Here is a 21,355-nt window from a genome sequence, read left to right as displayed (position 1 = left end):
CGCGTTGCAAATGCTCGCAATAGCTGCGGCTATTGCTGCGCTTTGCGCCTTGCATCCCATCCCAAACCAGGGCGCGCGCCATCGCGTTGACTTATTCGGCATCGCCCACGCGCCTTGCCACGCCAGCCGTCCGCACAATCCGGGCGGCTTTTTTACGTGCTATCGTTTTTAAATGCTTGCTGCCAGCCTGACCACCATCGATAACTTTGTGGATGCCCTGTGGCTGGAGGATGGCCTGGCACGCAACACGCTGGCGGCCTACCGGCGCGACCTCACGCTGTATGCCACCTGGCTCGCCGGCCAGCAGCCGGCGCTGGCACTGGATGACACGGCCGAGCACCACCTGCAGGCCTATTTTGCCGAGCGCCATGCCCAGACGCGGGCCACGTCGGCCAACCGGCGCCTGACGGTGCTGCGGCGCTACTTTCACTGGGCGCTGCGCGAGCGGCGCATCAGCGCCGATCCCACGGTGCGGCTGGAGGCGGCACGCCAGCCGATGCGCGTGCCCAAAACGCTGTCGCAGGCGCAGGTGGAGACCCTGCTGAAGGCCCCGGACGTGGGCACGCCGCTGGGCCTGCGCGACCGCGCCATGCTGGAGCTGATGTATGCCAGCGGCCTGCGGGTGACCGAGCTGGTCACGCTCAAGACCTTTCAGCTCGGTCTCAATGAAGGCGTGCTGCGCGTGATGGGCAAGGGCAGCAAGGAGCGTCTGGTGCCGTTTGGCGAGGAAGCCAGGCTTTGGATAGAGCGCTATCTGCAGGATTCGCGTGGCGTGATCCTGGGTGGCCAGCAGACCGATGACCTGTTTGTCACGCAGCGCGGCGTCGGCATGACGCGCGTGATGTTCTGGATGATCGTCAAGAAGTGGGCGGCGGTGGCGGGCATCACGGCGCCCCTGTCGCCGCACACGCTGCGCCATGCCTTTGCCACCCACCTGCTCAACCACGGGGCCGACCTGCGAGTGGTGCAGCTGCTGCTGGGCCATGTGGATATTTCCACCACCACCATCTACACGCATGTGGCGCGCGAGCGCCTGAAGGCGCTGCACGCTCGCCACCATCCGCGGGGTTGAGGGGCCGGGCAGGGCCGCGCGCGATCTAAGCGAAAATCGCCAGCTTTCCTTGCTGCCTGAAAGCCCTGCAATGCCAATCCAACACCGTCGCCGCCTCTTGGCCACCCTGTGCCTGAGCGCCCTGGCGCCCCTGGTCCATGCCCAATCCCCAGCCGCCGCCCCTTGGCCGGCCAAGCCCGTTCGCATCGTGGTGGCTTACCCCGCGGGAGGGGTGAGCGACACGGTGGCGCGCGCGCTGGCCGACAAGCTCGCGGTGCAGCTGGGCACACCGGTGGTCATTGAAAACAAGGCCGGCGCCAGTGGCAGCATTGGTGTGGATGCGGTGGCCAAGGCCGCCCCTGATGGCTACACGCTGGGCTTTGCCGCCATCAGCCCGCTGGCCCTCAATCCCCATCTGGGCAAGTCGCCCTTTGATCCGCAAAAAGACATCGCGCCCGTGATCAGCGTGATGTATTCCCCGGTGCTGCTGCTGGGCACCCCCGCCAGCAAGGCGAAGGATTTTCGCGATCTGCTGGCCACCGCACGGGCCAGGCCGGGGGAGATCCGCTGGACCACCTCGGGGCCCGCGTCGCTGGGCCACATCATGCTCGAGCAGATCATGGCCAGCGCCCAGGTGCAGATCACCCATGTGCCCTACAAGGGAGGCGGCCAGCAGATGAACGATGCGCTCGGCGGGCAATTCGAGGTGCTTTCCACCAACGCCGGCCCCGCGGTGCTGCAGCACGTCAAGTCGGGCAAGCTCAAGGCCCTGGCGGTGGGCGCGCCTGCACGGCTGGACAGCCTGTCCGACGTGCCTACTCTGGCGGAACTGGGCTTGCCTGCCGCCAACATGTCGTCGCTCTTTGGCATTTATGCGCCGGCACAGACCCCTGCCGCGATCTTGGCCCGGCTCAATGCCGAGTTGAACAAGGCGCTGGCGCTGCCTGACATCCGCAGCAAGCTCGATGCCACGGACAACGTGCCCACGGGTGGGACGGCGGCCGAGTTTGCGCGCCAGATTGCGCTGGAATCGGAAAACAACGCCCGCATCATCCGGGCGGCGGGAATCCAGGGCAACTGATCGGGTTTGGTGCCCCAGAAACACCACAGGCCCGGCAAAAGCAGGGCCTGTGGGCGGGGCGCGTGGTGGTGAAGAACGGAGGCTAGTCTTCGTTCAGGCTTTCTGCCCAGGTCAACGCCTGCAGGTGGGCCCAGTTCACCTGGCGGTTGGACAGGTGCAGCGCCTCGGCATTCTTGGCAAAGGCCACTTCGTCGCCGCTTTCGCAGGCCTTGGCCAGCTCCAGGAACGGGGCAAATACACCGGTGCCACGCAGCAGGGCGTCCATCACGGGCTCGGGCAGGGCCACCGAATCCAGAGCTTTTTCCAGCGGCACGCCCAGCATCGTGTCCAGCAGCGAGAACACGCCCACCACAAAAGCGTTGTCGCATTCTTCAGGCGGCAGCAGCTCGGCGGCCAGCAGCTCCATCAGGCGACCGCGCACCACGGCGGTCTGGCCCACGGCCGGTGGTGGACCGCCGGCACGCGAGGTGGTCATCAGCAGCGCCGCCCAGCGGAACAGCTTTTTCAGGCCCAGGATCATCACCGCATGGCGGAACGACGTGACCTCGCACGACAGACCAAAGCCCGAGGAGTTAATGAAGCGCAGCAGGTTGAAAGACAGCGTGGGGTCTTTCTTGAGCAACTCTTCGATCTCGGCCGTGCTGGCCTGTTTGCGCACCAGGTTGATCAACTGGATGATGGTGGCCTGCGACGGGCGGATGGTGGTGGCCTTGACCAGTGCGGGCTTGGCGAACCAGTAGCCCTGGAACAGCTTGACCCCGAGGTCCGCCATCAACTGATACTGCTCGGGGGTTTCCACCTTTTCTGCAATCAGCGTCGCCTGGCTGTGGGTGCCGGCAAATTTGACCAGCGGGCCCGCCAGTTCGGGCTTGAAGGCCTGCATGTCGAGCTTGATGAAACCTGCCAGCGGCAACCACGACACGTAGCTGCGCTTGAGTACGTTCTGGTCGAATGCCAGCCGGAAACCCCGGGTGCGCAATGCGTCCAGCGTTGCCACCCGCGCTTCGATGTCTTCGACCGTGGCGCCGTCGGCCAGCGGAGGCACTTCGAGCACCACCTTGTCGGGGTGAATGAGCTCCAGGTGACCGCCCGCCAGGCTTTCATGCGTGCAGTTGATGAACACAGTCTTCTTGCCCACAAGGGCTTCGGTGCCGGCATACGACAGGGCATTGAACAGCAGCGCGGCATCGCTGGCGGCCGTGTGGGAGTTCGATGCCGTGGAGCGGTCGAACAGTTCATAGCCATAGACGGCCCGGTTGGCATCCACGATGGCCTGGCGGGCGATGATGGCCAGATTGTCGTTTTCGGTGCCCTCGGGGGCAGCGACTGCGGCTTCCGGGCTGTCTTGTTCTGGTGTGCTCGACATGGGTACGCTGGTAAGTGTGTTTCGGGGGGATGCTCCGGGTCATTTTAGGCCCGTGCCTCAGCTCGGGAGTTCAGTCCGTGAGCTGGTCAGCCCAGGCCAGTGCCTGCAGATGGGCGAAGTTGATTTGCTGGCTGGACAGGTGCAGGGTGCCCGCTGTGCGGTCAAACACGGCATCGTCGCTCGATTCACATGCCTCGGCGAGCGTGAGCAGGTCACCCAGAAACCCTTTTCGGCGCAGCAGGGCTTCCGAGACCTCGGCGGGCACGCTCAGCAGGCCGAGCGCCGACTCCATGGGCATGTTCAGCATCACGTCCAGCAACGAGAAAATGCCCGCCACGAAGGCCAGGTCCGCCTCTTCGGGGGGCAGGGTTTCCAGGGCCAGCAGTTCCATCAGCCGCCCGCGCACCACGGCCGTGTGGCCCACCGATGACGGTGTGCCGCTGGTGCGTGATGCGGTCAGCAGCAGGGCCGCCCAGCGGAAAAGCTTCTTCAGTCCCATGAGCATCACGGCCTGGCGAAAGGAGGTGATCTCGCGGTTCAGGCCAAAGCCCGACGAGTTGATGAGCCGCATGAGGTTGAATGCCAGCCCCGCGTCTTTCTTGAGAACTTCCTCGATGTCGGAGGTAGCGGCCTGCTTGCGCACCAGATTGATGAGCTGAACGATGCTGGCCTGCGAGGCCGGGAGCAACTTGGCCTCGATGAGCGCGGGGCGGGCGAACCAGTAACCCTGGAACAGGTCGATGCCCTGGCTGGACACCATGTCGTATTGCTGCGCGGTTTCGACCTTCTCGGCAATCAGTTCGGCCTGTGAGTGGCGGCCGGCATAGCTGATCAGCACGGCCAGCTGGTCGGGGGCGAGCACCGACAGATCGAGCTTGATGTAGTCGGCCAGCGGCAGCCAGGGGGCGTAGGCCGATTCCAGCACCGTGTGGTTGAACGCCAGGTGAAAGCCGCGCTCGCGCAGCGCCGCCAGTATGGGCAGGCGGGCCACCACCTCGGTGCCAGCGGTGTGGCCGAGCGGCGGAATTTCGAGCACGACCTTGTCGGGGTCCACCAGCTCGAGGTGCCCGCCCGTCAGGCTTTCGTGGGTGCAATTGACGAAGATGAGCTTTTTGCCCACCAGCTCTTCGGTGCCCGCGTGCGAGAGTGCAGTGAACACCAGAATCACATCGGTGGCGGCCGTGTGCCCAGCGCCACTGCGCGACCGGTTGAACAGCTCATAGCCCACCACCACGTTCTGCGCATTCACGATCGCCTGACGGGCAATCATGGCGACGGACGACTGGCTATGGGGCGGAGGGGCGAGGAAGCGCCGCTGGCAGGGTGTGTGGACATGGGGGTATTGGTGACAGCGTGCCAAGAAAATAAGCCGTGCACGGCGTGGGTGCATTGTAGAAAAATTCAGCAATGCGGGTGCCAGGATCAGCCCTGCTGCAGCCACAGCAATTCGGCTTCGGTAAAGCCTGCACTGCGGCGGGCGGCCTCGTTGAACGGGGGCTTGAGCCGCGGCGCTTCGTGCTGGCGCACCAGCTGACCGTAAAGGGCTTCGGGGTCCAGCCCCTGGCGTGCACACAGCCAGCGGTACCAGTGGTTGCCAATGGCCACATGGCCCACCTCGTCATGCAGGATGGTGTCCAGGATGTTTGCGGCCGCCAGCGCATCGGGCGCGCCCACCTGGCGCAGCTTGCGCTGTATCTGCGGCGTGGCGTCCAGTCCGCGCGCTTCCATGGTGCGCGGCACCAGGCCATGCGGGCCACGATGTCGTGCTGCGTTTTCTCGCACATGGTCCACAAACCCTGGTGGGCCGGGAAATCGCCGTAGTCATGGCCCTGGCGGCGCAGATGCTCGCGCAGCAGCCCAAAGTGCTGGGCCTCTTCGGCCGCCACGCGCAGCCAGTCAAGGTAATAGGCGCGCGGCATCCCGTCAAACCGCCAGACTGCATCGAGGGCCAGGTTGATGGCGTTGAATTCAATGTGCGCGATGGCATGGACGAGGATGGCACGGCCTTCGGCCGTGGCCGGGGAACGGCGGGCCACCTCGGTGTGGCGGAGCAGGGCGGGGCGCTCGGGATGGCCGGGCAGGACGCTGGCATCCGCCAGTGCTGAGGGGGCTTGTTCTGCTATTGAAAGCGTAGCTGCTTGCGCTTGAAGGTCAAGCGCTGCAGCCGCTTTTTGTTCTGGGTCTGAAAGGCACAAGACCTGCAGTGCACGTTGGCGAAGCTCCATCCTTACAATTCTAGGCCCTGCCTGGAGTTGGTTGGAGGGCCAGAGCAGATGCTTTGTAACCAACAGGCAGATCCATTTTTTACGGAGTGTGGTGCATGGCGATTTACGAACTCGATGGCGCGGCCCCGCGTATGGCGGCCTCGGCCTGGGTGGCCGACAGCGCGCAGGTGATCGGCAACGTGGTGCTGGGCGAGGACGCCAGCGTGTGGTTTGGCACCGTGGTGCGCGGTGATACGGAGGCCATCACCATCGGTGCGGGCTCGAACATCCAGGACGCCAGCGTGCTGCATGCCGATTTCGGCAAGCCGCTGGTGGTGGGCGAGCGCGTAACCGTGGGCCATCAGGTCATGCTGCACGGCTGCACCATTGGCGACGAAACGCTGATCGGCATTGGCGCCATCGTGCTCAACGGCGCCAAGATCGGCAAGAACTGCCTGGTGGGCGCGGGCGCGCTGGTGACCGAGGGCAAGGAGTTTCCTGATGGCTCCATGATCATCGGCAGCCCCGCCAAGGCCGTGCGCGAACTCAGCGCCGAGCAGATCGAGGGCCTGCGCCAAAGCGCGCAGCATTACATCGACAACGCACGCCGCTTCAAATCCGGCCTGCGCAAAATCGGCTGAAGGAATTGAAGCACCTCCTGAGCCGCTTCGCGTCTTCCCCCTCTCTCGCTCCGCTGCGCGGTGCGGGAGGGGGACGCACCCGGTGGCCTGGCAAAGCCAGTTCCACGGGTGCACCGGCCTGGCCGCGCCGGTTTCGTGGGCTGCTGGCGGTGCGCAGGGCGATGGATGGCATCTCCTGAGTACCGGTAATTTTCTGGGAATTTTTTGCGTGTCTGAACTCCACAAGTTTCTTTTCGATGGTATGCCCGTGCGCGGCATGCTTGTGCGCCTGACCGATGCCTGGACAGAAATCCTGCGCGTGCGCGCCAGCAACTCGGCCACCGGCGCCTATCCCGCCCCCGTGAGCGAACTGCTCGGCGAGATGGCCGCTGCGGGCGTGCTGATGCAGTCGAACATCAAGTTCAATGGTGCACTGGTGCTGCAGGTGTTTGGCGACGGCCCGGTCAAGCTGGCCGTGGCCGAGGTGCAGTCCGACCTGAGCCTGCGTGCCACCGCCACGGTGAACGGCCCTGTGGCCGACGATGCGCGCCTGAGCCAGATGCTCAATGTGGGCGGCGGCGGGCGCTGCGCCATCACGCTCGACCCCAAGGACCGGCACCCGGGCCAGCAACCCTACCAGGGCGTGGTGCCGCTGCATGGCGACCACCATGAAAAGCTCGAGCGCCTGTCGGACGTGCTGCAGCACTACATGCTGCAGTCCGAGCAGCTCGACACGGTGCTGGTGCTGGCTGCCAACGACACCGTGGCGGCCGGCCTGCTGATCCAGCGCATGCCCCTCAAGGGCGAGGGCAACCTGGCTGCGGGCATGACGCACCGCGAGAACGAAGACCAGATCGGCCGCAACGAGGACTACAACCGCATCGCCCACCTGGCATCGAGCCTGACCCGCGAGGAATTGCTGACCCTGGATGTGGACACTATCCTGCGGCGCCTCTTCTGGGAAGAAAAGCTGCTGCGCTTCGAGCCGCAGCAGGGCGCCACCGGCCCGCACTTCGCGTGCAGCTGCAGCCGCGAGCGCGTGGGCAACATGCTGCGCAGCCTGGGCCGGGACGAAATCGAAAGCATCCTGGCTGAGCGCGATGACATCGAGGTGGGCTGCGAGTTCTGTGGGCAGCAATACCACTTTGACGCGGTGGACGCGGCGCAGATTTTTGTCGCGCCCACTGTCAGCCAGCCACCAGTGCCCCCTGTCATCCAGTAAGCCGCCCGGCCCCGCTTTCCGCGCCCGGCCGGTGAGGGCGCTGAACAGGCGATGCTCGCATTCGGGGTCGCTGCATTTCTCGCAATCCCAGGCGCGCAGGCGCATGGGTTTTTGCTCCAGCAGGTCGGATGCGCTTGTCGTTAAAGCATTTATTGCTATTGATTCAATAGCTTTCAAGCCGTTTTCGATCCGTCTGGCGCCCTGACCGTACACCACCAGATAGCGAACGCTGGCATTTGCCAGCATGGTGCGCAGTTGTGCGTCGAAGGCCTCGCGCCGGGCCTGTTCGGGTGCGGGGCAGGGCGTATCCAGGCCCATCAGCAAAGTGATGGCTGCGCTGTGCAGGGTGTGGCGTATTGGGGCCGGCAGCTGCGCGTCGTCTGCCACGGCAATGGCCTGTGCCGTCATCGAGGAGTCGGTGAGGCGGCAGTTGATGGCCTCGGCCAGTTCTGCGGCGCCGGTGCCGGGGGCTCCCAGCACGGCAATGGTCTGCTGCTGTGCTGGCACAACGGTGGCCCGGTGGGTCAGCGCGGCGTGAACTGCACGTAAACCTCGTTGGGCTTGACCATGCCCAGCTCGCTGCGTGCCTTTTCTTCCACCATGTCCAGCCCCTCCTTGAGGTCGTGCACCTCGGAGTTCAGGCGTTCATTGGCCTGGCGGGCCTGGTCGTTGGCCGCCGTTTGCGCGGCCAGCTGGCGCTGCATCTCCTGCACGCGGGGAATGCTGCCCCGGCCCAGCCAGAGCTGGGCGTGCAGGGCTGCCAGCAAAACCAGCAGGACAACGGGCACAAGTCGGGACGCCATGGCTAAATGGTACGGCTGCGCCTGCAAGACGCAAGCGCGTTTTGCGCTCCGCCCGGCCGCTGGCGCGCCACCCCACGCCGCCGGGGAGGCCTGAGGAAAGCGCAGCAAAGCCAGGTCGATGGCATGTGGCTCAGCGCAGGTTGTAGAACGCGGCCCGGCCCGGGTAGTGCGCGATTTCGCCCAGGTCTTCCTCGATGCGCAGCAGCTGGTTGTACTTGGCGATGCGGTCCGAGCGGCTCAGCGAACCGGTCTTGATCTGGCCGGCATTGGTGCCGACGGCGATATCGGCGATGGTGCTGTCTTCGGTTTCGCCCGAGCGGTGCGAGATCACGGCGGTGTACCCGGCGCGCTTGGCCATCTCGATGGCGGCGAAGGTTTCGGTCAGCGTGCCGATCTGGTTGATCTTGATGAGGATCGAATTGGCGATGCCCTTGTCGATGCCTTCCTTCAGGATCTTGGTGTTGGTGACGAACAGGTCGTCGCCCACCAGCTGCACGTTTTGGCCCAGGCGCTCGGTCAGAATCTTCCAGCCGTCCCAGTCACCTTCGTGCATGCCGTCTTCGATGCTGATGATGGGGTATTTGTCGCACCACGATGCCAGCATGTCGGTCCATTGCTGGGCGTTGAGCTTGAGGCCGCCTTCGCCTTCGAGCACATACATACCATCTTTGTAGAACTCGCTGGCCGCGCAGTCCAGGCCCAGGGCGATCTGCTCTCCCGCCGTGTAGCCGGCGGCTTCAATGGCCTGCAGGATGAGCTGGATGGCGGCTTCGTGGTTCTCGACGCTGGGCGCAAAGCCGCCTTCGTCGCCCACGGCCGTGCTCATACCCTTGTCGTGGATGATTTTTTTGAGCGCATGGAACACCTCGGCGCCCCAGCGCACGGCTTCGCGAAAGCTCGGCGCGCCCACGGGGATGATCATGAACTCTTGCAGATCCAGGCTGTTGTTGGCGTGCGCGCCGCCGTTGATGACGTTCATCATGGGCACGGGCAACTGCACGCTGCCCATGCCGCCCAGGTAGCGGTACAGGGGCAGGCCCGATTCTTCGGCAGCCGCGCGCGCCACGGCCATCGACACGGCCAGCATGGCGTTGGCGCCCAGGCGGCTCTTGTTTTCGGTGCCATCCAGGTCGATCAGGGTCTTGTCCAGAAAACCCTGTTCCGAGGCATCGAGGCCCAGCACGGCTTCGGAGATTTCGGTGTTGATGTGTTCCACGGCCTTGAGCACGCCTTTGCCCAGGTAGCGGGACTTGTCGCCGTCGCGCATTTCAATGGCTTCGCGGCTGCCAGTGGACGCGCCCGAGGGCACGGCCGCACGGCCCATCACGCCCGACTCGAGCAGCACGTCGCACTCGACGGTGGGGTTGCCGCGGCTGTCCAGCACTTCACGGCCTACGATGTCAACAATGGCACTCATGGTTTTCCTTTGATGGGAAGTTTTAAATCTTTCAAGCCATTTTGGCCTGTAGCGCTTATGGAGTAAGCGCTGCTAGCTATCAAAAATATACCGCGCGTCAGGCGCTGAAGCTGTTTTCCAGGAACCCGCTTTTCTTGGTGACGTCATCGAGCGCCACCAGGGTTTCCAGCAGCGCCTTCATGTGCTTGAGTGGCACGGCGTTGGGCCCGTCCGACCAGGCCTCGGCGGGCTTGGGATGGGTTTCCATGAACAGGCCGGCCACGCCGACGGCCACGCCAGCACGGGCCAGCACCGGCACCATGTCGCGCGCGCCGCCGCTCACGGAACCCAGGCCGCCGGGCTTTTGCACCGAGTGGGTCACGTCGAACACCACCGGCGCGCCGGAGTTGCGCATCTCGGCCAGGCTGGTCATGTCGGCCACGAGGTTGTTGTAGCCAAAGCTCACGCCGCGCTCGCAGGCCAGGAAGCGGTCTTCCGACAGGCCGGCTTCCTTCGCGGCAGCGCGGGCCTTGTCGATGACGTTCTTCATGTCCCAGGGCGCCAGGAACTGGCCCTTCTTGATGTTCACCGGCTTGCCGCTCTGCGCCACGGCGCGGATGAAGTCGGTCTGGCGGCACAGAAAGGCGGGGGTCTGCAGTACATCGACCACGCTGGCCACCTCGGCCACCTGGGACGCTTCATGCACGTCGGTCAGGATGGGCAGCTGCAGCTGGCGGCGCACCTCGTCCAGGATCTTCAGTCCCGCATCCAGCCCCACGCCACGCTGGCTGGTGCCAGACGAGCGGTTGGCCTTGTCGAACGAGCCCTTGTAGATCAGGGGAATGCCCAGTGCAGTGCAGGTTTCCTTGAGTTGGCCTGCGACGTCCAGTGACATCTGCAGGCCTTCAATGGAGCAGGTGCCCGCTATCAGGAAGAAGCGCTGGTTGAGGCCGACGTCGAAGCCGCAGAGTTTCATGGCGGTGCTCCTTGCTTACGCTGCGGCCTTGGCGGCCTTCTGGTGTTCCACGGCCGCCTTGATGAAGGCGTTGAACAGCGGGTGACCGTTCCAGGGCGTGGACTTGAATTCGGGGTGGAACTGCACGCCGATATACCAAGGGTGCACGCTGTGTGGCAGCTCTACGATTTCCGTCAGGTGCTCGCGCTGCGTCAACGCAGAGATCACCAGGCCGGCCTTGCGCAGCTGGTCGAGGTAGTTCACGTTGGCCTCGTAACGGTGGCGGTGGCGTTCGGTGACGACGTCGCCATAGATGCTGTGTGCCAGCGTGCCGGGTGCCACATCCGAGCTTTGCGCGCCCAGACGCATGGTGCCGCCCAGGTCAGAGTTTGCGTCGCGCGTCTTGATGGTGCCATCGGCATCCTTCCACTCGGTGATCAGCGCAATCACCGGGTGCTTGCAGGATGGATCGAATTCAGTGGAGTTGGCGCCGGGCAGGCCAGCCACATGGCGGGCGTACTCGATGGTGGCGACCTGCATGCCCAGACAAATGCCCAGGTAGGGCACCTTGTGCACGCGGGCGTACTTGGCGGTGCAGATCTTGCCTTCCACGCCGCGCGAGCCGAAACCTCCGGGCACCAGGATGGCGTCGTACGGGGCCAGTTTTTCGGCTTCCTGGCCTTCGATGGATTCGGAGTCGAGGTGGTCGATGCGCACACGCACATGGTTGCGCATGCCGGCGTGGCGCAGGGCCTCGTTGACAGACTTGTAGCTGTCGGACAGCTCCACGTACTTGCCCACCATGGCGATGCGTACTTCGCCCTTGGGGTGCTCGGTCTCGTACACCAGGTCGTCCCAGCGCTTGAGGTTGGTGGGCGGCGTGTTCAGGCGCAGCTTGTCGCAGATCAGACCGTCGAGCCCCTGTTCGTGCAGCATGCGTGGCACTTTGTAGATGGTGTCCACGTCCCACATGCTGATCACGCCCCACTCGGGTACGTTGGTGAACAGCGAAATCTTGGCGCGCTCTTCATCCGGAATGCGGCGGTCGGCGCGGCACAGCAAGGCGTCGGCCTGGATGCCAATTTCGCGCAGCTTTTGTACGGTGTGCTGGGTGGGCTTGGTCTTGAGCTCGCCCGCTGCAGCAATCCAGGGCACGTAGGTCAGGTGCACAAATGCCGTGTTGTTCGGGCCCATGCGCAGGCTCATCTGGCGCACGGCTTCCAGGAAGGGCAGTGATTCGATGTCACCCACCGTGCCGCCGATTTCGACAATGGCCACGTCCACGGCATCGGGCGTGCCGATGCCGGCGCCGCGTTTGATGAATTCCTGGATTTCGTTGGTGACATGGGGGATGACCTGCACGGTCTTGCCCAGGTAGTCGCCGCGGCGCTCTTTCTCCAGCACGGACTGGTAAATCTTGCCCGTGGTGAAGTTGTTGGTTTTCTTCATGCGCGTTTCAATGAAACGCTCATAGTGGCCCAGATCCAGGTCGGTCTCTGCGCCGTCGTCGGTCACGAAAACCTCGCCGTGCTGGAACGGCGACATGGTGCCCGGATCTACATTGATGTAGGGGTCAAGCTTGATGAGGGTGACTTTGAGTCCCCGCGATTCGAGAATCGCGGCAAGGGAGGCTGAGGCGATTCCCTTACCGAGGGAAGACACCACACCGCCGGTGACGAAGACAAATTTGGTCATGTCTGAAGGGGGCCTCTCGGAACCTGTAGCGACGCAAGCATCTACGGACTCGTGCGGTCTGCGGCGTTGCAAATCCTCGCAATGGCGGGGCCATTGCTGTGGTTTGCGCCTAGCAGCCCGTCCCGATCCGCAGCGCCTGCGGGTGCTACGGGTTTCGAGAGGCCCCCTGGTGGTGGGAAATTGGGATTATAGATGCCGCCCCGGCAAGCGCCGGCAGCGGGGCATCCTCCCGTCTGCTAAATTCGCGCCCATGAATGAGCTTGCTGGCAAACACATTGTTCTGGGTCTGAGTGGGGGCGTGGCGTGCTACAAGGCGGCCGATCTTTGCCGCCAGCTCATCAAGGAGGGCGCCACCGTGCAGGTGGTGATGACCGAGGCGGCCGCGCAGTTCATCACGCCGGTCACCATGCAGGCGCTGTCGGGTCGGCCAGTGCATGGCTCGCAATGGGACGCGCGCGAGCCCAACAATATGCCCCACATCAACCTGAGCCGCGAGGCTGACGCCATTTTGATCGCGCCCTGCAGCGCCGACTTTGTGGCGCGGCTGGCGCAGGGGCGGGCCGATGAATTGCTGAGCCTGCTGTGCCTGGCGCGGCCCACCGGGCGCGTGCCCTTGCTGCTGGCGCCCGCCATGAACCGCGAGATGTGGGCCCACCCGGCCACGCAGCGCAACCTGGCCCAGGTGGCCCAGGATGGCGCCGTCGTGCTGGGCGTGGGCAACGGCGACCAGGCCTGCGGCGAGACGGGCGACGGGCGCATGCTCGAACCGCTGGAGTTGCTGGAAGAACTGGTGGCTTTCTTTGCAGCCAAGCTGCTGTCCGGCCGCAAGGTGCTGATCACGGCCGGCCCGACCTTTGAAGCAATCGATCCGGTGCGCGGCATCACCAACCTGTCCAGCGGCAAGATGGGCTTTGCCATTGCGCGCGCGGCCCGCGAGGCCGGCGCCGAGGTTACCCTGGTGGCTGGGCCGGTGCATCTGCCAACGCCCCGTGGTGTGCATCGTGTGAATGTGCAATCGGCGCAGGAAATGCTTGCAGCGGTTGAGCAGCGTGCGCAGACAGCTTCTGTTTTCATAGCGACAGCCGCAGTGGCCGATTGGCGGCCTGCCGCTCCATCCACCCAGAAGATCAAGAAGGACGGCTCTGGTCAGATGCCGGTGCTGGGTTTTGTCGAAAACACCGACATCCTGGCCACGGTGGCCCAGTCGCCGCATGCGTTGGTGGGGGACCTGTACTGCGTCGGGTTCGCAGCGGAAAGCCACGATCTGCTGACCCATGCTACGGCCAAGCGTCAGCGCAAGGGGGTGCCGCTGCTGGTGGGCAATATTGGCCCCGCCACTTTCGGGCAGGACGACAACGCCCTGTTGCTGGTGGATGCGCAGGGGCATCGTGAGCTGCCCCGGGCCTCCAAGCGCGTGCTGGCCCAGCAACTGATCGCCGAGATCGCGCGGCGTTTGCCCGCCCTGCGGACCTGATGCGAACGGGCCACGGACTTGATGCCACCTATCCGCCCGGACTGGGATACTCCCCCTGATGGAGATTTCGCCAGTTACGTGGAAAGATTGTCTGCGTCTGGTTCGATACCTGCGTCTGCGTCTGCGTCTGCGCCTACGTCCGCTGCGGTGCACCCGCCAGCTGCAAAGGTGGACGCTGCGGCCAAATCCCCTCGTACGCGGGAAGCGCCCCGGCTTGCCGGGAGTGCGCAGCCCCTGCCCGGGCAGGAACTGCCCCCCGATCTGGCCGAGATAGCCAGGCAGATTGGAGTCTGGTTGCCGGGCGCCCGGATCGCGCTGCTGCTCGTGATCGGAGTGCACGCCATCGCCTGGCTGGGATTTGGCTGGGGCTCGCTCCCGGTTCTGGTGTTCATGGGGGTGTTGTGGTGGGGGTTGGGCCGGGCAGTGCAGTATTTTCCTGGCCTTCTGGAACTTCAACGCGACGCCGAAAAGCAGGGCGCAGTGCCCTGGCAGGAGCGCTTGGGGCGACGGTCCCCGCAACGCAAAGCAGAAAGCAAGAAGTGAAGATTGACGTCAAGATTCTTGATCCGCGCATGGCGGATCAGTTACCGACCTATGCCACGCCAGGCAGTGCTGGCCTGGACCTGCGGGCCTGCATCGACGCGCCGTTGGTGCTGGCGCCCAATGCATGGCACCTGGTGCCCACGGGCATTGCCGTTTTCATCAAGAACCCCGGCTACGCTGCGCTCATCCTGCCCCGCTCGGGGCTGGGGCACAAGCACGGCATCGTGCTGGGCAACCTGGTGGGCCTCATCGACAGCGATTACCAGGGGCAGCTCATGGTCAGCGCCTGGAATCGCAGCACGGTGCCTTTCACGCTCGAACCCCTGGAGCGGCTGGCCCAGCTGGTGATTGTTCCCGTGATGCAGGCGCAGTTCAATGTGGTGTCCGAGTTTGAGGGTACCGAGCGTGGAGAAGGTGGTTACGGCTCCACGGGCAAGGCTTAGGCTGGTTTTGCTGTCCGCACAGCTGAATTTGCACCGCGGTGTGAGCGCTGTCCTACGTGGCACAGAGCCCCAAGCCGACCTGTGTGGTCGTGCTTCGCCGTCCCGGGGAGTCAGGCGCCTATGCTTCAATCAACCCGGTGGGCGTTGCATTGAGCTACTTCGCCATGGCACCGCCCTCACCAAGAAATTTCAAGGAGAACTGATATGCGCCAGATCACACGTTCCGCCACCCTGGTTGGCTCTGTCTTTGTGCTGGGAGCGCTCGCTGCCTGCGCGCCACAGCAGCCTTACCCGTCGCAGTACCCAACGCAGAACCCGTCGGGCGGATATTCCTCGGGTGGTTACCAAAGCAATGCGCCGGTTTATTCGAACAATCCCATGGGCACCGAATATGGCCGCGTTGCCAACATCGAGGTGCTGCAGGGGCGCAGCAATCAGGGACAAACGACCGGTGCCGGCGCCGTGCTCGGTGCCGTAGTGGGTGGCGTTCTGGGCAACCAGGTGGGTGGGGGGTCAGGCCGCACCGCCGCGACAGCGGTGGGCGTGATCGGTGGCGCATTGGCAGGTAATGCCATCGAGGGTCGTAACAGCAACAACACCGGCGGCGAGGTGCAGGGGTATCGCATCTCGATTCAGCTCGACCAGGGTGGCTACCGTTCCTACGACGTCAGCAATCCGGGTGACCTGCGCCCAGGCGATCGGGTGCGTGTGTACAACGGGCAGATTTCCCGTCAGTAACCCGATCGCACAAACGGGCGGCCCGCAGGGGCCGCCGTTTCAATGCAGCAGCGAGTTGCCGGGTGCCTGCGGTTGAATGCGAAAGAAGCCGGTGCCGGCCGTGCCTTTGCCAATCTCTTCCTCGGTGGCTTCGCGCACGCCCTGTACTGTCAGTTGCAGTCGCAAGGCAATGCCGGCAAGCGGATGGTTTCCGTCCAGCACCAGGTGCTCAGGATAGATTTCCGTGACGGTATAAAGCCCGGTGCGGGGCGCCGAGGGGTTGACGCCCTCGGGCAGTGCGCTCCCGTCGAACGTCATGCCTTCCTCGATTTCGGGCGGGAAGAGGTTGCGCGGCTCCAGAAACAGCAATTGGTCGTTGAAGTCGCCAAAGGCATCCTCGGGCTCAAGGTGCAGGGCCAGCGTGGCGCCCGGGCCGTGGCCTTGCAGGGCTTCCTCGATGCGGTGCAGCAGGTCGTCGCCGCCCACGAGGAATTCCACCGGGTCGTCGAGCACATCCAACTCTTCGCCAAGAGTGTCTTTCAGGGTCCAGGTCAGTGCGACCACACATTGTTGGGTAATTTCCATAGGAGAATTGTCGCAGTTTGATCAATGGCCCTGTCATGGGGCGGACAGGTTTTCATGGATATCCAGCAACCACTCTCCCTGCTCGGCGGCCTGACCCCTGCGCAGTTCATGCGTCGGCACTGGCAGAAAAAGCCCTTGCTGGTGCGCCAGGCCATCCCCCAGTTCACGCCACCGGTGTCGCGCGCCGGGCTGTTTGCGCTGGCTGCCCAGGAGGGCGTGGAGTCCCGGCTGGTGCAGCAGGTCAAGGATGTCTGGAAGCTGCGCCACGGACCATTTACGCGCCGTGCGTTGCCAGCGCTGCAGCAGCCCGACTGGACTTTGCTGGTGCAGGGCGTCGATCTGCACAACGACCAGGTGCACGCCCTCATGCAGCAATTTCGTTTTGTTCCCGAGGCGCGGCTGGATGACCTGATGATCAGCTATGCCAGTGACGGCGGGGGCGTGGGGCCGCATTTTGACAGCTACGATGTGTTTTTGCTGCAGGCCCATGGGCGCCGCCGCTGGCGCATCGGTCGTCAAAAAGACCTGAGCCTGCGGGACGATATTCCGCTGAAGGTGCTGGCCCAGTTTGAGCCCGAAGAGGAGTTCGTGCTGGAGCCTGGTGACATGTTGTACCTTCCGCCGCGCTACGCCCACGATGGCGTGGCCGAAGGGGAGTGCATGACCTATTCGATCGGGTTCCGTGCACCGGCGCGGGCAGAGCTGGCGCAGGAGCTCCTGATGCGGGTGGCTGAAGATGCCGGCGAGGACGGTACACCCGTTCTCTACCGTGACGCGGGCCAAGACGCCGTGGAGCAGCCCGCAGCCATCCCGCAGCGGCTGCACGACTTTGCCCGCGAGGCATTGCAACGCGCATTGAGTGAGCCGCTGGTGCTAGAGCGGGCGCTGGGTGAGTACCTGACCGAGCCCAAGCCCAGTGTGTGGTTTGAGCCCCATGGCGCGGGCGTGATGCTGGAGGGGGTGGAACTGGATCGGCGCACCCGCATGATGTACGACGCGCACCATGTGTTCATCAATGGCGAAAGCTATCGCGCGGCAGGCCGCGATGCGACACTGATGCGGCGCCTGGCGGATCAACGTTGGCTGCCCACCCGCGACCTGGCGCGCGCCAGTGACGATGCCCTGGAGTTGCTGTCTTCCTGGTGCGACGCGGGCTGGGCCCATTCTCGCAAGGACTCTCAGGAAACGCCATGACCAATGCACCGCCCGCAGCGCAACCGCTGCCCGATTTGCCTTCTGGGCGGTTCAGTGGCCGGGAGGCGTTCATGCAACTGGTGCGCGATGGCCTGGCTGCAGCGGCCCGTGATGGCTGGTCAGAGATTGTGGTGAGTGACGCCAATTTTCATGACTGGCCGCTGGGTGAACTCGCCGTGATCGAGTCGTTGCAGCAGTGGGCGCACAGTGGCCGGCGATTCACCATGCTGGCCTGCACCTTTGACGAAGTAATTCGACGGCATGCGCGCTTTGTGCGCTGGCGTGGCACCTGGGATCACATCATCACGTGCCGACGCAGCCCATCGGCAGACCCTCTGGACCTGCCCAGTGCGTTGTGGTCTCCCGCCTGGGTCATGCACCGCCTTGATCCCCTGCGCTGCGCGGGGGTTTCCGGCGTTGAGCCGGAGCGGCGCGTTCTGCTGCGGGAATCGCTCAATGAATGGTTGCGAAGCAAAAGTTCGCCGGGTTTTCCGTCAACCACTTTGGGTTTGTAACGTTAATAGGGCTCAATGCATGAAAAATGAAATGCATTACTTGCGACAAGTCAGCGTTAGTCAGGATTGACGAAATCCCAATATAATTGCTGACTGCGCTGAAACGCATGCAAATGCATTCCGCCAACGCGTCAATGGCTGCAGAAGCTGGTCGTGGTGGCAATTCCGGTTTTTTGTCTGTCCAACTAGGAAAATTGAAATGAAGAAATCCCTCGTTCTGGCTACCCTGATCGCTGCTGCCGCCCTCGCCGCTTGTGGCAAGAAGGAAGAGCCCGTTGCTGCTCCCGCACCCGCTCCCGTAGAAGCGCCTGCAGCTGCTGCACCTGCCGCTGACGCAGCTGCTTCTGCCGCTGACTCTGCCAAGTCTGCTGCCGACGCCGCTGCCACCGCAGCAACGGGCGCCCAGACCGCTGTCGACGCTGCTGCCACTGCCGCAACCGACGCAAAGGCTGCTGTGGACGCTGCTGCCACCGCTGCAACCAACGCTGCTTCCGCTGCCAAGTAAAGCACGCACGAATTTCAGGGGTTGCCAGCCTTGCTGGAGTTCCTGATGTTTGAAAGCCCCGACCTGTCGCAGGTGCGGGGCTTTTTTGTTGGCGACGCCAGCATCCGCATGTGGCGGCGGCTACAGCGACCGTGCCACGTTGATCCAGTCTGTGCCACTGGTGGCCGAGGCAATGTCCACGCCGTGAGAGGGCCATTCCAGCGCTTGTGCAAGCGCCTCCTGGGCCAGCCGGGGCTGATTGTTCTGCGCGCTGAGGTGGGCCGCCACCACGCGGTTCAGTCCTGGGTGCCGGACGGTCGCCAGGATGCCCGCTGCGGCATGGTTGGCGAGATGTCCATGCTCGCCCGCAATGCGTCGCTTCAGAAAAGCGGGATAGCCCGATGCCGCAAGCATGTCCGGATCATGGTTGGCTTCCAGCAATAGCGCGTGGCAGCCTTGCAGTTGCTGCAGCACATGGCTGCTGGCATGGCCCAGGTCGGTGAGCAGGCCCAGGTGGGATGCGCCATCGGTGCAACGCAATTGCAGTGGTTCTCGCGCATCATGGGGCACCGTGAAGGGCAAGGCGCACAAAGTGCCGAGATCGATCGGCTCCATGTCATGGGCCACCCGCAGCAGCCCATCCAGATCCGGTGCACCCAGTGCCGTATGGGTGCCGTGACTCATCCACACGGGAATCTGGTGCCGCAATGCCACGGTGGTTGCGCAGCCGACATGGTCGGAATGTTCGTGGGTGATGAAAATGGCATCGATCTGGTCAATGCCCAATCCCGCCGCACCAAGCCGGGTGGCCAGTTGCCGGATGCCGAAGCCGCAGTCCACCAGCAGGCGACGGACATGCAATCCGTCGCCAGCCTCCACCACGGTGGCATTGCCTGAGCTGCCGCTGCCCAAGCTGCGAAAGCGCAGCATCGGCAGTCGGACTTATTTCAGGTCGTCTGCCAGCACGCGCAGGATGCGTTCGGCGTTGGCAGACGATTCGGGGGTGCCGCCTTCATTCAGCACGGACACCGTGGTGGTTTCACCCTGGCTGCGCACCATCACGCGGTACTTCAGTGGCGGTGTGGCGGCAGATCCGCCGCCCAGCAGCTTGCTGAAGAAGCCGTGCTCCTTCTTGTCGGTTCCTGGCGCAACGTAGCGCACAAAATACAGGCCGTCATTGCGGTTGCGGTCTTCCACGGTGAAGCCGGTGCGGTCCAGGGCTAGGCCCACGCGGCGCCATGCGCGATCAAAACCCTCATCCATCTGCACCACGGGCACATTGTTCACCGAGGCCAGGCGCACCGTGGCGGCCTTCAAGGCCGGCGCTGCTGCAACGGCCTTCGATTGCTCCTGGCTCACACCCAGCTTTACCATCAGCCGGCGCAGGAATTCGGTTTCGAGTTCGGGGTCGGCGGCGCGGGGTTGCCAGATGGTGTTGTCCTTGGCGGTGCTGGTGTAGACCTCGACCATGCCGCGGTGGGTGATATAGATTTCGGTGCCGCCCGCAGCATTGCGCTCCAGGCGTGTGCGGAACTTGTCGCGCTCGCCAGTGGAATACAGCGATTCAAACACCTTGCCAATGGTGGAGCGGATGATGTCCTGGGGCAGCTTGGCGCGATTTTCCGCCCAGTCGGTCTCCAGGATGCCCAGATCAGGCTGATCGATAGCCAGGTTGAAGCCGTTCTCCAGCCAGTACTCCCGCACGGGCTCCCACAGCTGGTCTGCCGGCCGGTCGATCACCAGCCAGCGCTGGTTGCCGTTGCGTTCGATGCGAACATCACCGATTTTGCTGGCTGCCGCGCTGGAGGTGGTGGAGGTTTTCGTGTTCTGGCCCGCCTGGAAGGCTGCGGCAGACACTGCGGTGCCGGGCACTGCATAGCGATTGTCTCGCGACAGTTGCGTCAGGTCGGGGGGCACTTCCAGCGTGGCCCCCTGGGTAGCGCTCTTGTAGTCGATCTTGTCGCTTTCCAGAACGGAGCAGGCGGACAGCGCCATGGCAAGGCCCAGCAGGCCCAATCGTGCAGTGTGATTCACGCGGAAATCCTCAGAGTGTCTAGGAGTGTGACGGGGCGGTCGGCTTACAGCAGGCCGCTGGCGCGCAGGGCGGCTTCAACGGTTGCTTCATGGCCCGGGCTCAGGGGCGTCATGGGCAAGCGCATGGTGCCTGTGCACAGGCCCATGCGGGCCATGGCCCATTTGACGGGAATGGGGTTGGCTTCGATGAACAGGTTCTTGTGCACCGGCATCAGCTGAAACTGGATTTCCATGGCGCGCCGCGCATTGCCTGCGAGCGCGGCCACGCACAGTTCATGCATCAGGCGGGGCGCCACATTGGCGGTCACGCTGATGTTGCCATGGCCACCGCACAGCATCAGGGCCACGGCGGTGGGGTCGTCGCCCGAATACACGGCGAAGCCCTTGGGCACGTCGCGGATCAGCCATTGGGCGCGCTCGATGTTGCCCGTGGCTTCCTTGATACCGATGATGCCGGGCACCTGCGCCAGGCGCAGCACGGTGTCGTGCAGCATGTCTGCCACCGAGCGGCCAGGCACGTTGTACAGCACGATGGGCAGGTCGCCCGTGGCTTCGGCAATCGCCTTGAAGTGCTGGTACTGGCCTTCTTGCGTGGGCTTGTTGTAATAGGGCACCACCTGCAACTGGCTGTCGGCGCCCACGTTCTTGGCAAACTTCGCGAGTTCAATGGCCTCTGCCGTGGAGTTGGCGCCGCAGCCGGCCATGATGGGCACGCGCTTGGCCGCCTGCTCCACGGACACGCGAATGATCTCGCAATGCTCTTCAACATTGACTGTGGGCGACTCGCCCGTGGTGCCCACGACGCCGATGCAGTCGGTGCCCTCGGCGATGTGCCAGTCGATCAGTTTGCGCAGGGTGGGATAGTCCACGCTACCGTCCTCGTGCATGGGGGTGACAAGGGCGACGATGCTGCCGGTAAGGGGCACGGGAGAAGAGGTCATGTCCGCAGTGGTAAACGGTAAAAGGGCATTCT

At 64.1% G+C, this 21,355-nt stretch carries 21 protein-coding genes and 1 pseudogene; 11 read left to right on the top strand and 11 right to left on the bottom strand.

What is annotated here, in order from left to right; genetic code table 11:
• The first annotated feature begins 172 nt into the window (after positions 1–172).
• Positions 173–1,072 carry a site-specific tyrosine recombinase XerD gene (xerD, locus tag CBP34_RS13740; RefSeq protein WP_094098361.1) on the top strand — a complete coding sequence of 300 codons (900 nt, stop codon included), beginning with the start codon at positions 173–175 and terminating at the stop codon, positions 1,070–1,072.
• Between the two features lie 70 nt (positions 1,073–1,142).
• On the top strand, positions 1,143–2,132 hold the full coding sequence (locus CBP34_RS13735) for a Bug family tripartite tricarboxylate transporter substrate binding protein (protein ID WP_094098360.1): 990 nt from the start codon (positions 1,143–1,145) through the stop codon (positions 2,130–2,132).
• Positions 2,133–2,214: 82 nt separating this feature from the next.
• Here the strand turns inward: CBP34_RS13735 and CBP34_RS13730 are convergent, their stop codons facing one another.
• The 3 genes and pseudogenes from CBP34_RS13730 to CBP34_RS13720 form a co-directional block, all read right to left on the bottom strand.
• Positions 2,215–3,498, bottom strand: a complete 1,284-nt coding sequence (locus CBP34_RS13730; RefSeq protein WP_094098359.1) for an EAL and HDOD domain-containing protein — start codon at positions 3,496–3,498, stop codon at positions 2,215–2,217.
• Between the two features lie 70 nt (positions 3,499–3,568).
• Entirely contained in the window at positions 3,569–4,768 is a 1,200-nt protein-coding gene (locus CBP34_RS13725) for an EAL and HDOD domain-containing protein (RefSeq protein WP_094098358.1), read from the bottom strand.
• Positions 4,769–4,920: 152 nt separating this feature from the next.
• Positions 4,921–5,723, bottom strand: a pseudogene (locus tag CBP34_RS13720) (ferritin-like domain-containing protein).
• 95 nt (positions 5,724–5,818) lie between these two features.
• Here CBP34_RS13720 and CBP34_RS13715 point away from each other — a divergent pair.
• Entirely contained in the window at positions 5,819–6,343 is a 525-nt protein-coding gene (locus CBP34_RS13715; RefSeq protein ID WP_094098357.1) for a gamma carbonic anhydrase family protein, read from the top strand.
• 208 nt (positions 6,344–6,551) lie between these two features.
• Positions 6,552–7,544 carry an Hsp33 family molecular chaperone HslO gene (hslO, locus tag CBP34_RS13710; protein ID WP_094098356.1) on the top strand — a complete coding sequence of 331 codons (993 nt, stop codon included), beginning with the start codon at positions 6,552–6,554 and terminating at the stop codon, positions 7,542–7,544.
• A 524-nt stretch (positions 7,545–8,068) separates the two neighbouring features.
• Here hslO and ftsB read toward each other — a convergent pair.
• The 4 genes from ftsB to CBP34_RS13690 form a co-directional block, all read right to left on the bottom strand.
• On the bottom strand, positions 8,069–8,347 hold the full coding sequence (gene ftsB / locus CBP34_RS13705) for a cell division protein FtsB (RefSeq protein ID WP_086912935.1): 279 nt from the start codon (positions 8,345–8,347) through the stop codon (positions 8,069–8,071).
• 130 nt (positions 8,348–8,477) lie between these two features.
• On the bottom strand, positions 8,478–9,764 hold the full coding sequence (gene eno, locus CBP34_RS13700; RefSeq protein ID WP_094098355.1) for a phosphopyruvate hydratase: 1,287 nt from the start codon (positions 9,762–9,764) through the stop codon (positions 8,478–8,480).
• A gap of 97 nt (positions 9,765–9,861) precedes the next feature.
• Positions 9,862–10,719, bottom strand: coding sequence for a 3-deoxy-8-phosphooctulonate synthase (kdsA, locus tag CBP34_RS13695; protein WP_094098354.1), 858 nt, complete (start codon positions 10,717–10,719; stop codon positions 9,862–9,864).
• 15 nt (positions 10,720–10,734) lie between these two features.
• Complete coding sequence (locus CBP34_RS13690; protein ID WP_094098353.1) at positions 10,735–12,393, bottom strand: CTP synthase; 1,659 nt, start codon at positions 12,391–12,393, stop codon at positions 10,735–10,737.
• Between the two features lie 250 nt (positions 12,394–12,643).
• On the opposite strand from CBP34_RS13690, the gene coaBC reads away from it, so the two are divergent.
• From coaBC to CBP34_RS13670, 4 genes are all read left to right on the top strand, one after another.
• Positions 12,644–13,867, top strand: a complete 1,224-nt coding sequence (gene coaBC / locus CBP34_RS13685; RefSeq protein WP_094098352.1) for a bifunctional phosphopantothenoylcysteine decarboxylase/phosphopantothenate--cysteine ligase CoaBC — start codon at positions 12,644–12,646, stop codon at positions 13,865–13,867.
• 168 nt (positions 13,868–14,035) lie between these two features.
• Positions 14,036–14,410, top strand: a complete 375-nt coding sequence (locus CBP34_RS13680) for a hypothetical protein (RefSeq protein WP_157896481.1) — start codon at positions 14,036–14,038, stop codon at positions 14,408–14,410.
• Complete coding sequence (dut, locus tag CBP34_RS13675; protein WP_094098350.1) at positions 14,407–14,853, top strand: dUTP diphosphatase; 447 nt, start codon at positions 14,407–14,409, stop codon at positions 14,851–14,853. The genes CBP34_RS13680 and dut overlap by 4 nt, the downstream gene beginning before the upstream one ends.
• A gap of 204 nt (positions 14,854–15,057) precedes the next feature.
• Complete coding sequence (locus tag CBP34_RS13670) at positions 15,058–15,591, top strand: outer membrane lipoprotein (RefSeq protein ID WP_086912928.1); 534 nt, start codon at positions 15,058–15,060, stop codon at positions 15,589–15,591.
• Positions 15,592–15,630: 39 nt separating this feature from the next.
• Here CBP34_RS13670 and CBP34_RS13665 read toward each other — a convergent pair whose 3' ends face one another.
• Positions 15,631–16,155: an FKBP-type peptidyl-prolyl cis-trans isomerase gene (locus CBP34_RS13665; protein ID WP_086927790.1), complete on the bottom strand. Its 525-nt coding sequence runs from the start codon at positions 16,153–16,155 to the stop codon at positions 15,631–15,633.
• Positions 16,156–16,209: 54 nt separating this feature from the next.
• Here CBP34_RS13665 and CBP34_RS13660 point away from each other — a divergent pair, with 54 nt between their 5' ends.
• From CBP34_RS13660 to CBP34_RS13650, 3 genes are all read left to right on the top strand, one after another.
• On the top strand, positions 16,210–17,349 hold the full coding sequence (locus CBP34_RS13660; RefSeq protein WP_094099183.1) for a cupin domain-containing protein: 1,140 nt from the start codon (positions 16,210–16,212) through the stop codon (positions 17,347–17,349).
• On the top strand, positions 17,346–17,864 hold the full coding sequence (locus CBP34_RS13655; RefSeq protein WP_094098349.1) for a hypothetical protein: 519 nt from the start codon (positions 17,346–17,348) through the stop codon (positions 17,862–17,864). The genes CBP34_RS13660 and CBP34_RS13655 overlap by 4 nt, the downstream gene beginning before the upstream one ends.
• A gap of 199 nt (positions 17,865–18,063) precedes the next feature.
• Positions 18,064–18,369: a hypothetical protein gene (locus tag CBP34_RS13650; protein WP_086912925.1), complete on the top strand. Its 306-nt coding sequence runs from the start codon at positions 18,064–18,066 to the stop codon at positions 18,367–18,369.
• A gap of 120 nt (positions 18,370–18,489) precedes the next feature.
• On the opposite strand, the gene CBP34_RS13645 is transcribed toward CBP34_RS13650, so the two are convergent.
• The 3 genes from CBP34_RS13645 to dapA are packed head-to-tail and all read right to left on the bottom strand — an operon-like array spanning position 18,490 to position 21,323.
• Positions 18,490–19,278: an MBL fold metallo-hydrolase gene (locus CBP34_RS13645; protein ID WP_094098348.1), complete on the bottom strand. Its 789-nt coding sequence runs from the start codon at positions 19,276–19,278 to the stop codon at positions 18,490–18,492.
• 12 nt (positions 19,279–19,290) lie between these two features.
• Positions 19,291–20,382 carry an outer membrane protein assembly factor BamC gene (gene bamC, locus CBP34_RS13640; RefSeq protein ID WP_094098347.1) on the bottom strand — a complete coding sequence of 364 codons (1,092 nt, stop codon included), beginning with the start codon at positions 20,380–20,382 and terminating at the stop codon, positions 19,291–19,293.
• A gap of 44 nt (positions 20,383–20,426) precedes the next feature.
• Positions 20,427–21,323: a 4-hydroxy-tetrahydrodipicolinate synthase gene (gene dapA / locus CBP34_RS13635; protein WP_086912922.1), complete on the bottom strand. Its 897-nt coding sequence runs from the start codon at positions 21,321–21,323 to the stop codon at positions 20,427–20,429.
• Positions 21,324–21,355: the final 32 nt, after the last annotated feature.

The sequence above is a fragment of the Acidovorax carolinensis genome (assembly GCF_002157145.1).
Classification (GTDB): Bacteria; Pseudomonadota; Gammaproteobacteria; order Burkholderiales; family Burkholderiaceae_C; genus Acidovorax; species Acidovorax carolinensis.
The sequence above is the reverse complement of the archived record's forward strand: the minus strand, read 5'-3'. Positions and strand labels throughout refer to the sequence as shown.

Coding starts and splice junctions, on each gene's coding strand:
- CBP34_RS13670 (WP_086912928.1), top strand. CDS start 15,058: ATGCGCCAGATCACACGTTCCGCCACCCTGGTTGGCTCTGTCTTTGTG.
- coaBC (WP_094098352.1), top strand. CDS start 12,644: ATGAATGAGCTTGCTGGCAAACACATTGTTCTGGGTCTGAGTGGGGGC.
- CBP34_RS13690 (WP_094098353.1), bottom strand. CDS start 12,393: ATGACCAAATTTGTCTTCGTCACCGGCGGTGTGGTGTCTTCCCTCGGT.
- kdsA (WP_094098354.1), bottom strand. CDS start 10,719: ATGAAACTCTGCGGCTTCGACGTCGGCCTCAACCAGCGCTTCTTCCTG.
- dapA (WP_086912922.1), bottom strand. CDS start 21,323: ATGACCTCTTCTCCCGTGCCCCTTACCGGCAGCATCGTCGCCCTTGTC.
- CBP34_RS13645 (WP_094098348.1), bottom strand. CDS start 19,278: ATGCTGCGCTTTCGCAGCTTGGGCAGCGGCAGCTCAGGCAATGCCACC.
- CBP34_RS13655 (WP_094098349.1), top strand. CDS start 17,346: ATGACCAATGCACCGCCCGCAGCGCAACCGCTGCCCGATTTGCCTTCT.
- eno (WP_094098355.1), bottom strand. CDS start 9,764: ATGAGTGCCATTGTTGACATCGTAGGCCGTGAAGTGCTGGACAGCCGC.
- CBP34_RS13725 (WP_094098358.1), bottom strand. CDS start 4,768: ATGATTGCCCGTCAGGCGATCGTGAATGCGCAGAACGTGGTGGTGGGC.
- CBP34_RS13735 (WP_094098360.1), top strand. CDS start 1,143: ATGCCAATCCAACACCGTCGCCGCCTCTTGGCCACCCTGTGCCTGAGC.
- CBP34_RS13665 (WP_086927790.1), bottom strand. CDS start 16,155: ATGGAAATTACCCAACAATGTGTGGTCGCACTGACCTGGACCCTGAAA.
- CBP34_RS13715 (WP_094098357.1), top strand. CDS start 5,819: ATGGCGATTTACGAACTCGATGGCGCGGCCCCGCGTATGGCGGCCTCG.
- CBP34_RS13660 (WP_094099183.1), top strand. CDS start 16,210: ATGGATATCCAGCAACCACTCTCCCTGCTCGGCGGCCTGACCCCTGCG.
- ftsB (WP_086912935.1), bottom strand. CDS start 8,347: ATGGCGTCCCGACTTGTGCCCGTTGTCCTGCTGGTTTTGCTGGCAGCC.
- CBP34_RS13650 (WP_086912925.1), top strand. CDS start 18,064: ATGAAGAAATCCCTCGTTCTGGCTACCCTGATCGCTGCTGCCGCCCTC.
- xerD (WP_094098361.1), top strand. CDS start 173: ATGCTTGCTGCCAGCCTGACCACCATCGATAACTTTGTGGATGCCCTG.
- CBP34_RS13730 (WP_094098359.1), bottom strand. CDS start 3,498: ATGTCGAGCACACCAGAACAAGACAGCCCGGAAGCCGCAGTCGCTGCC.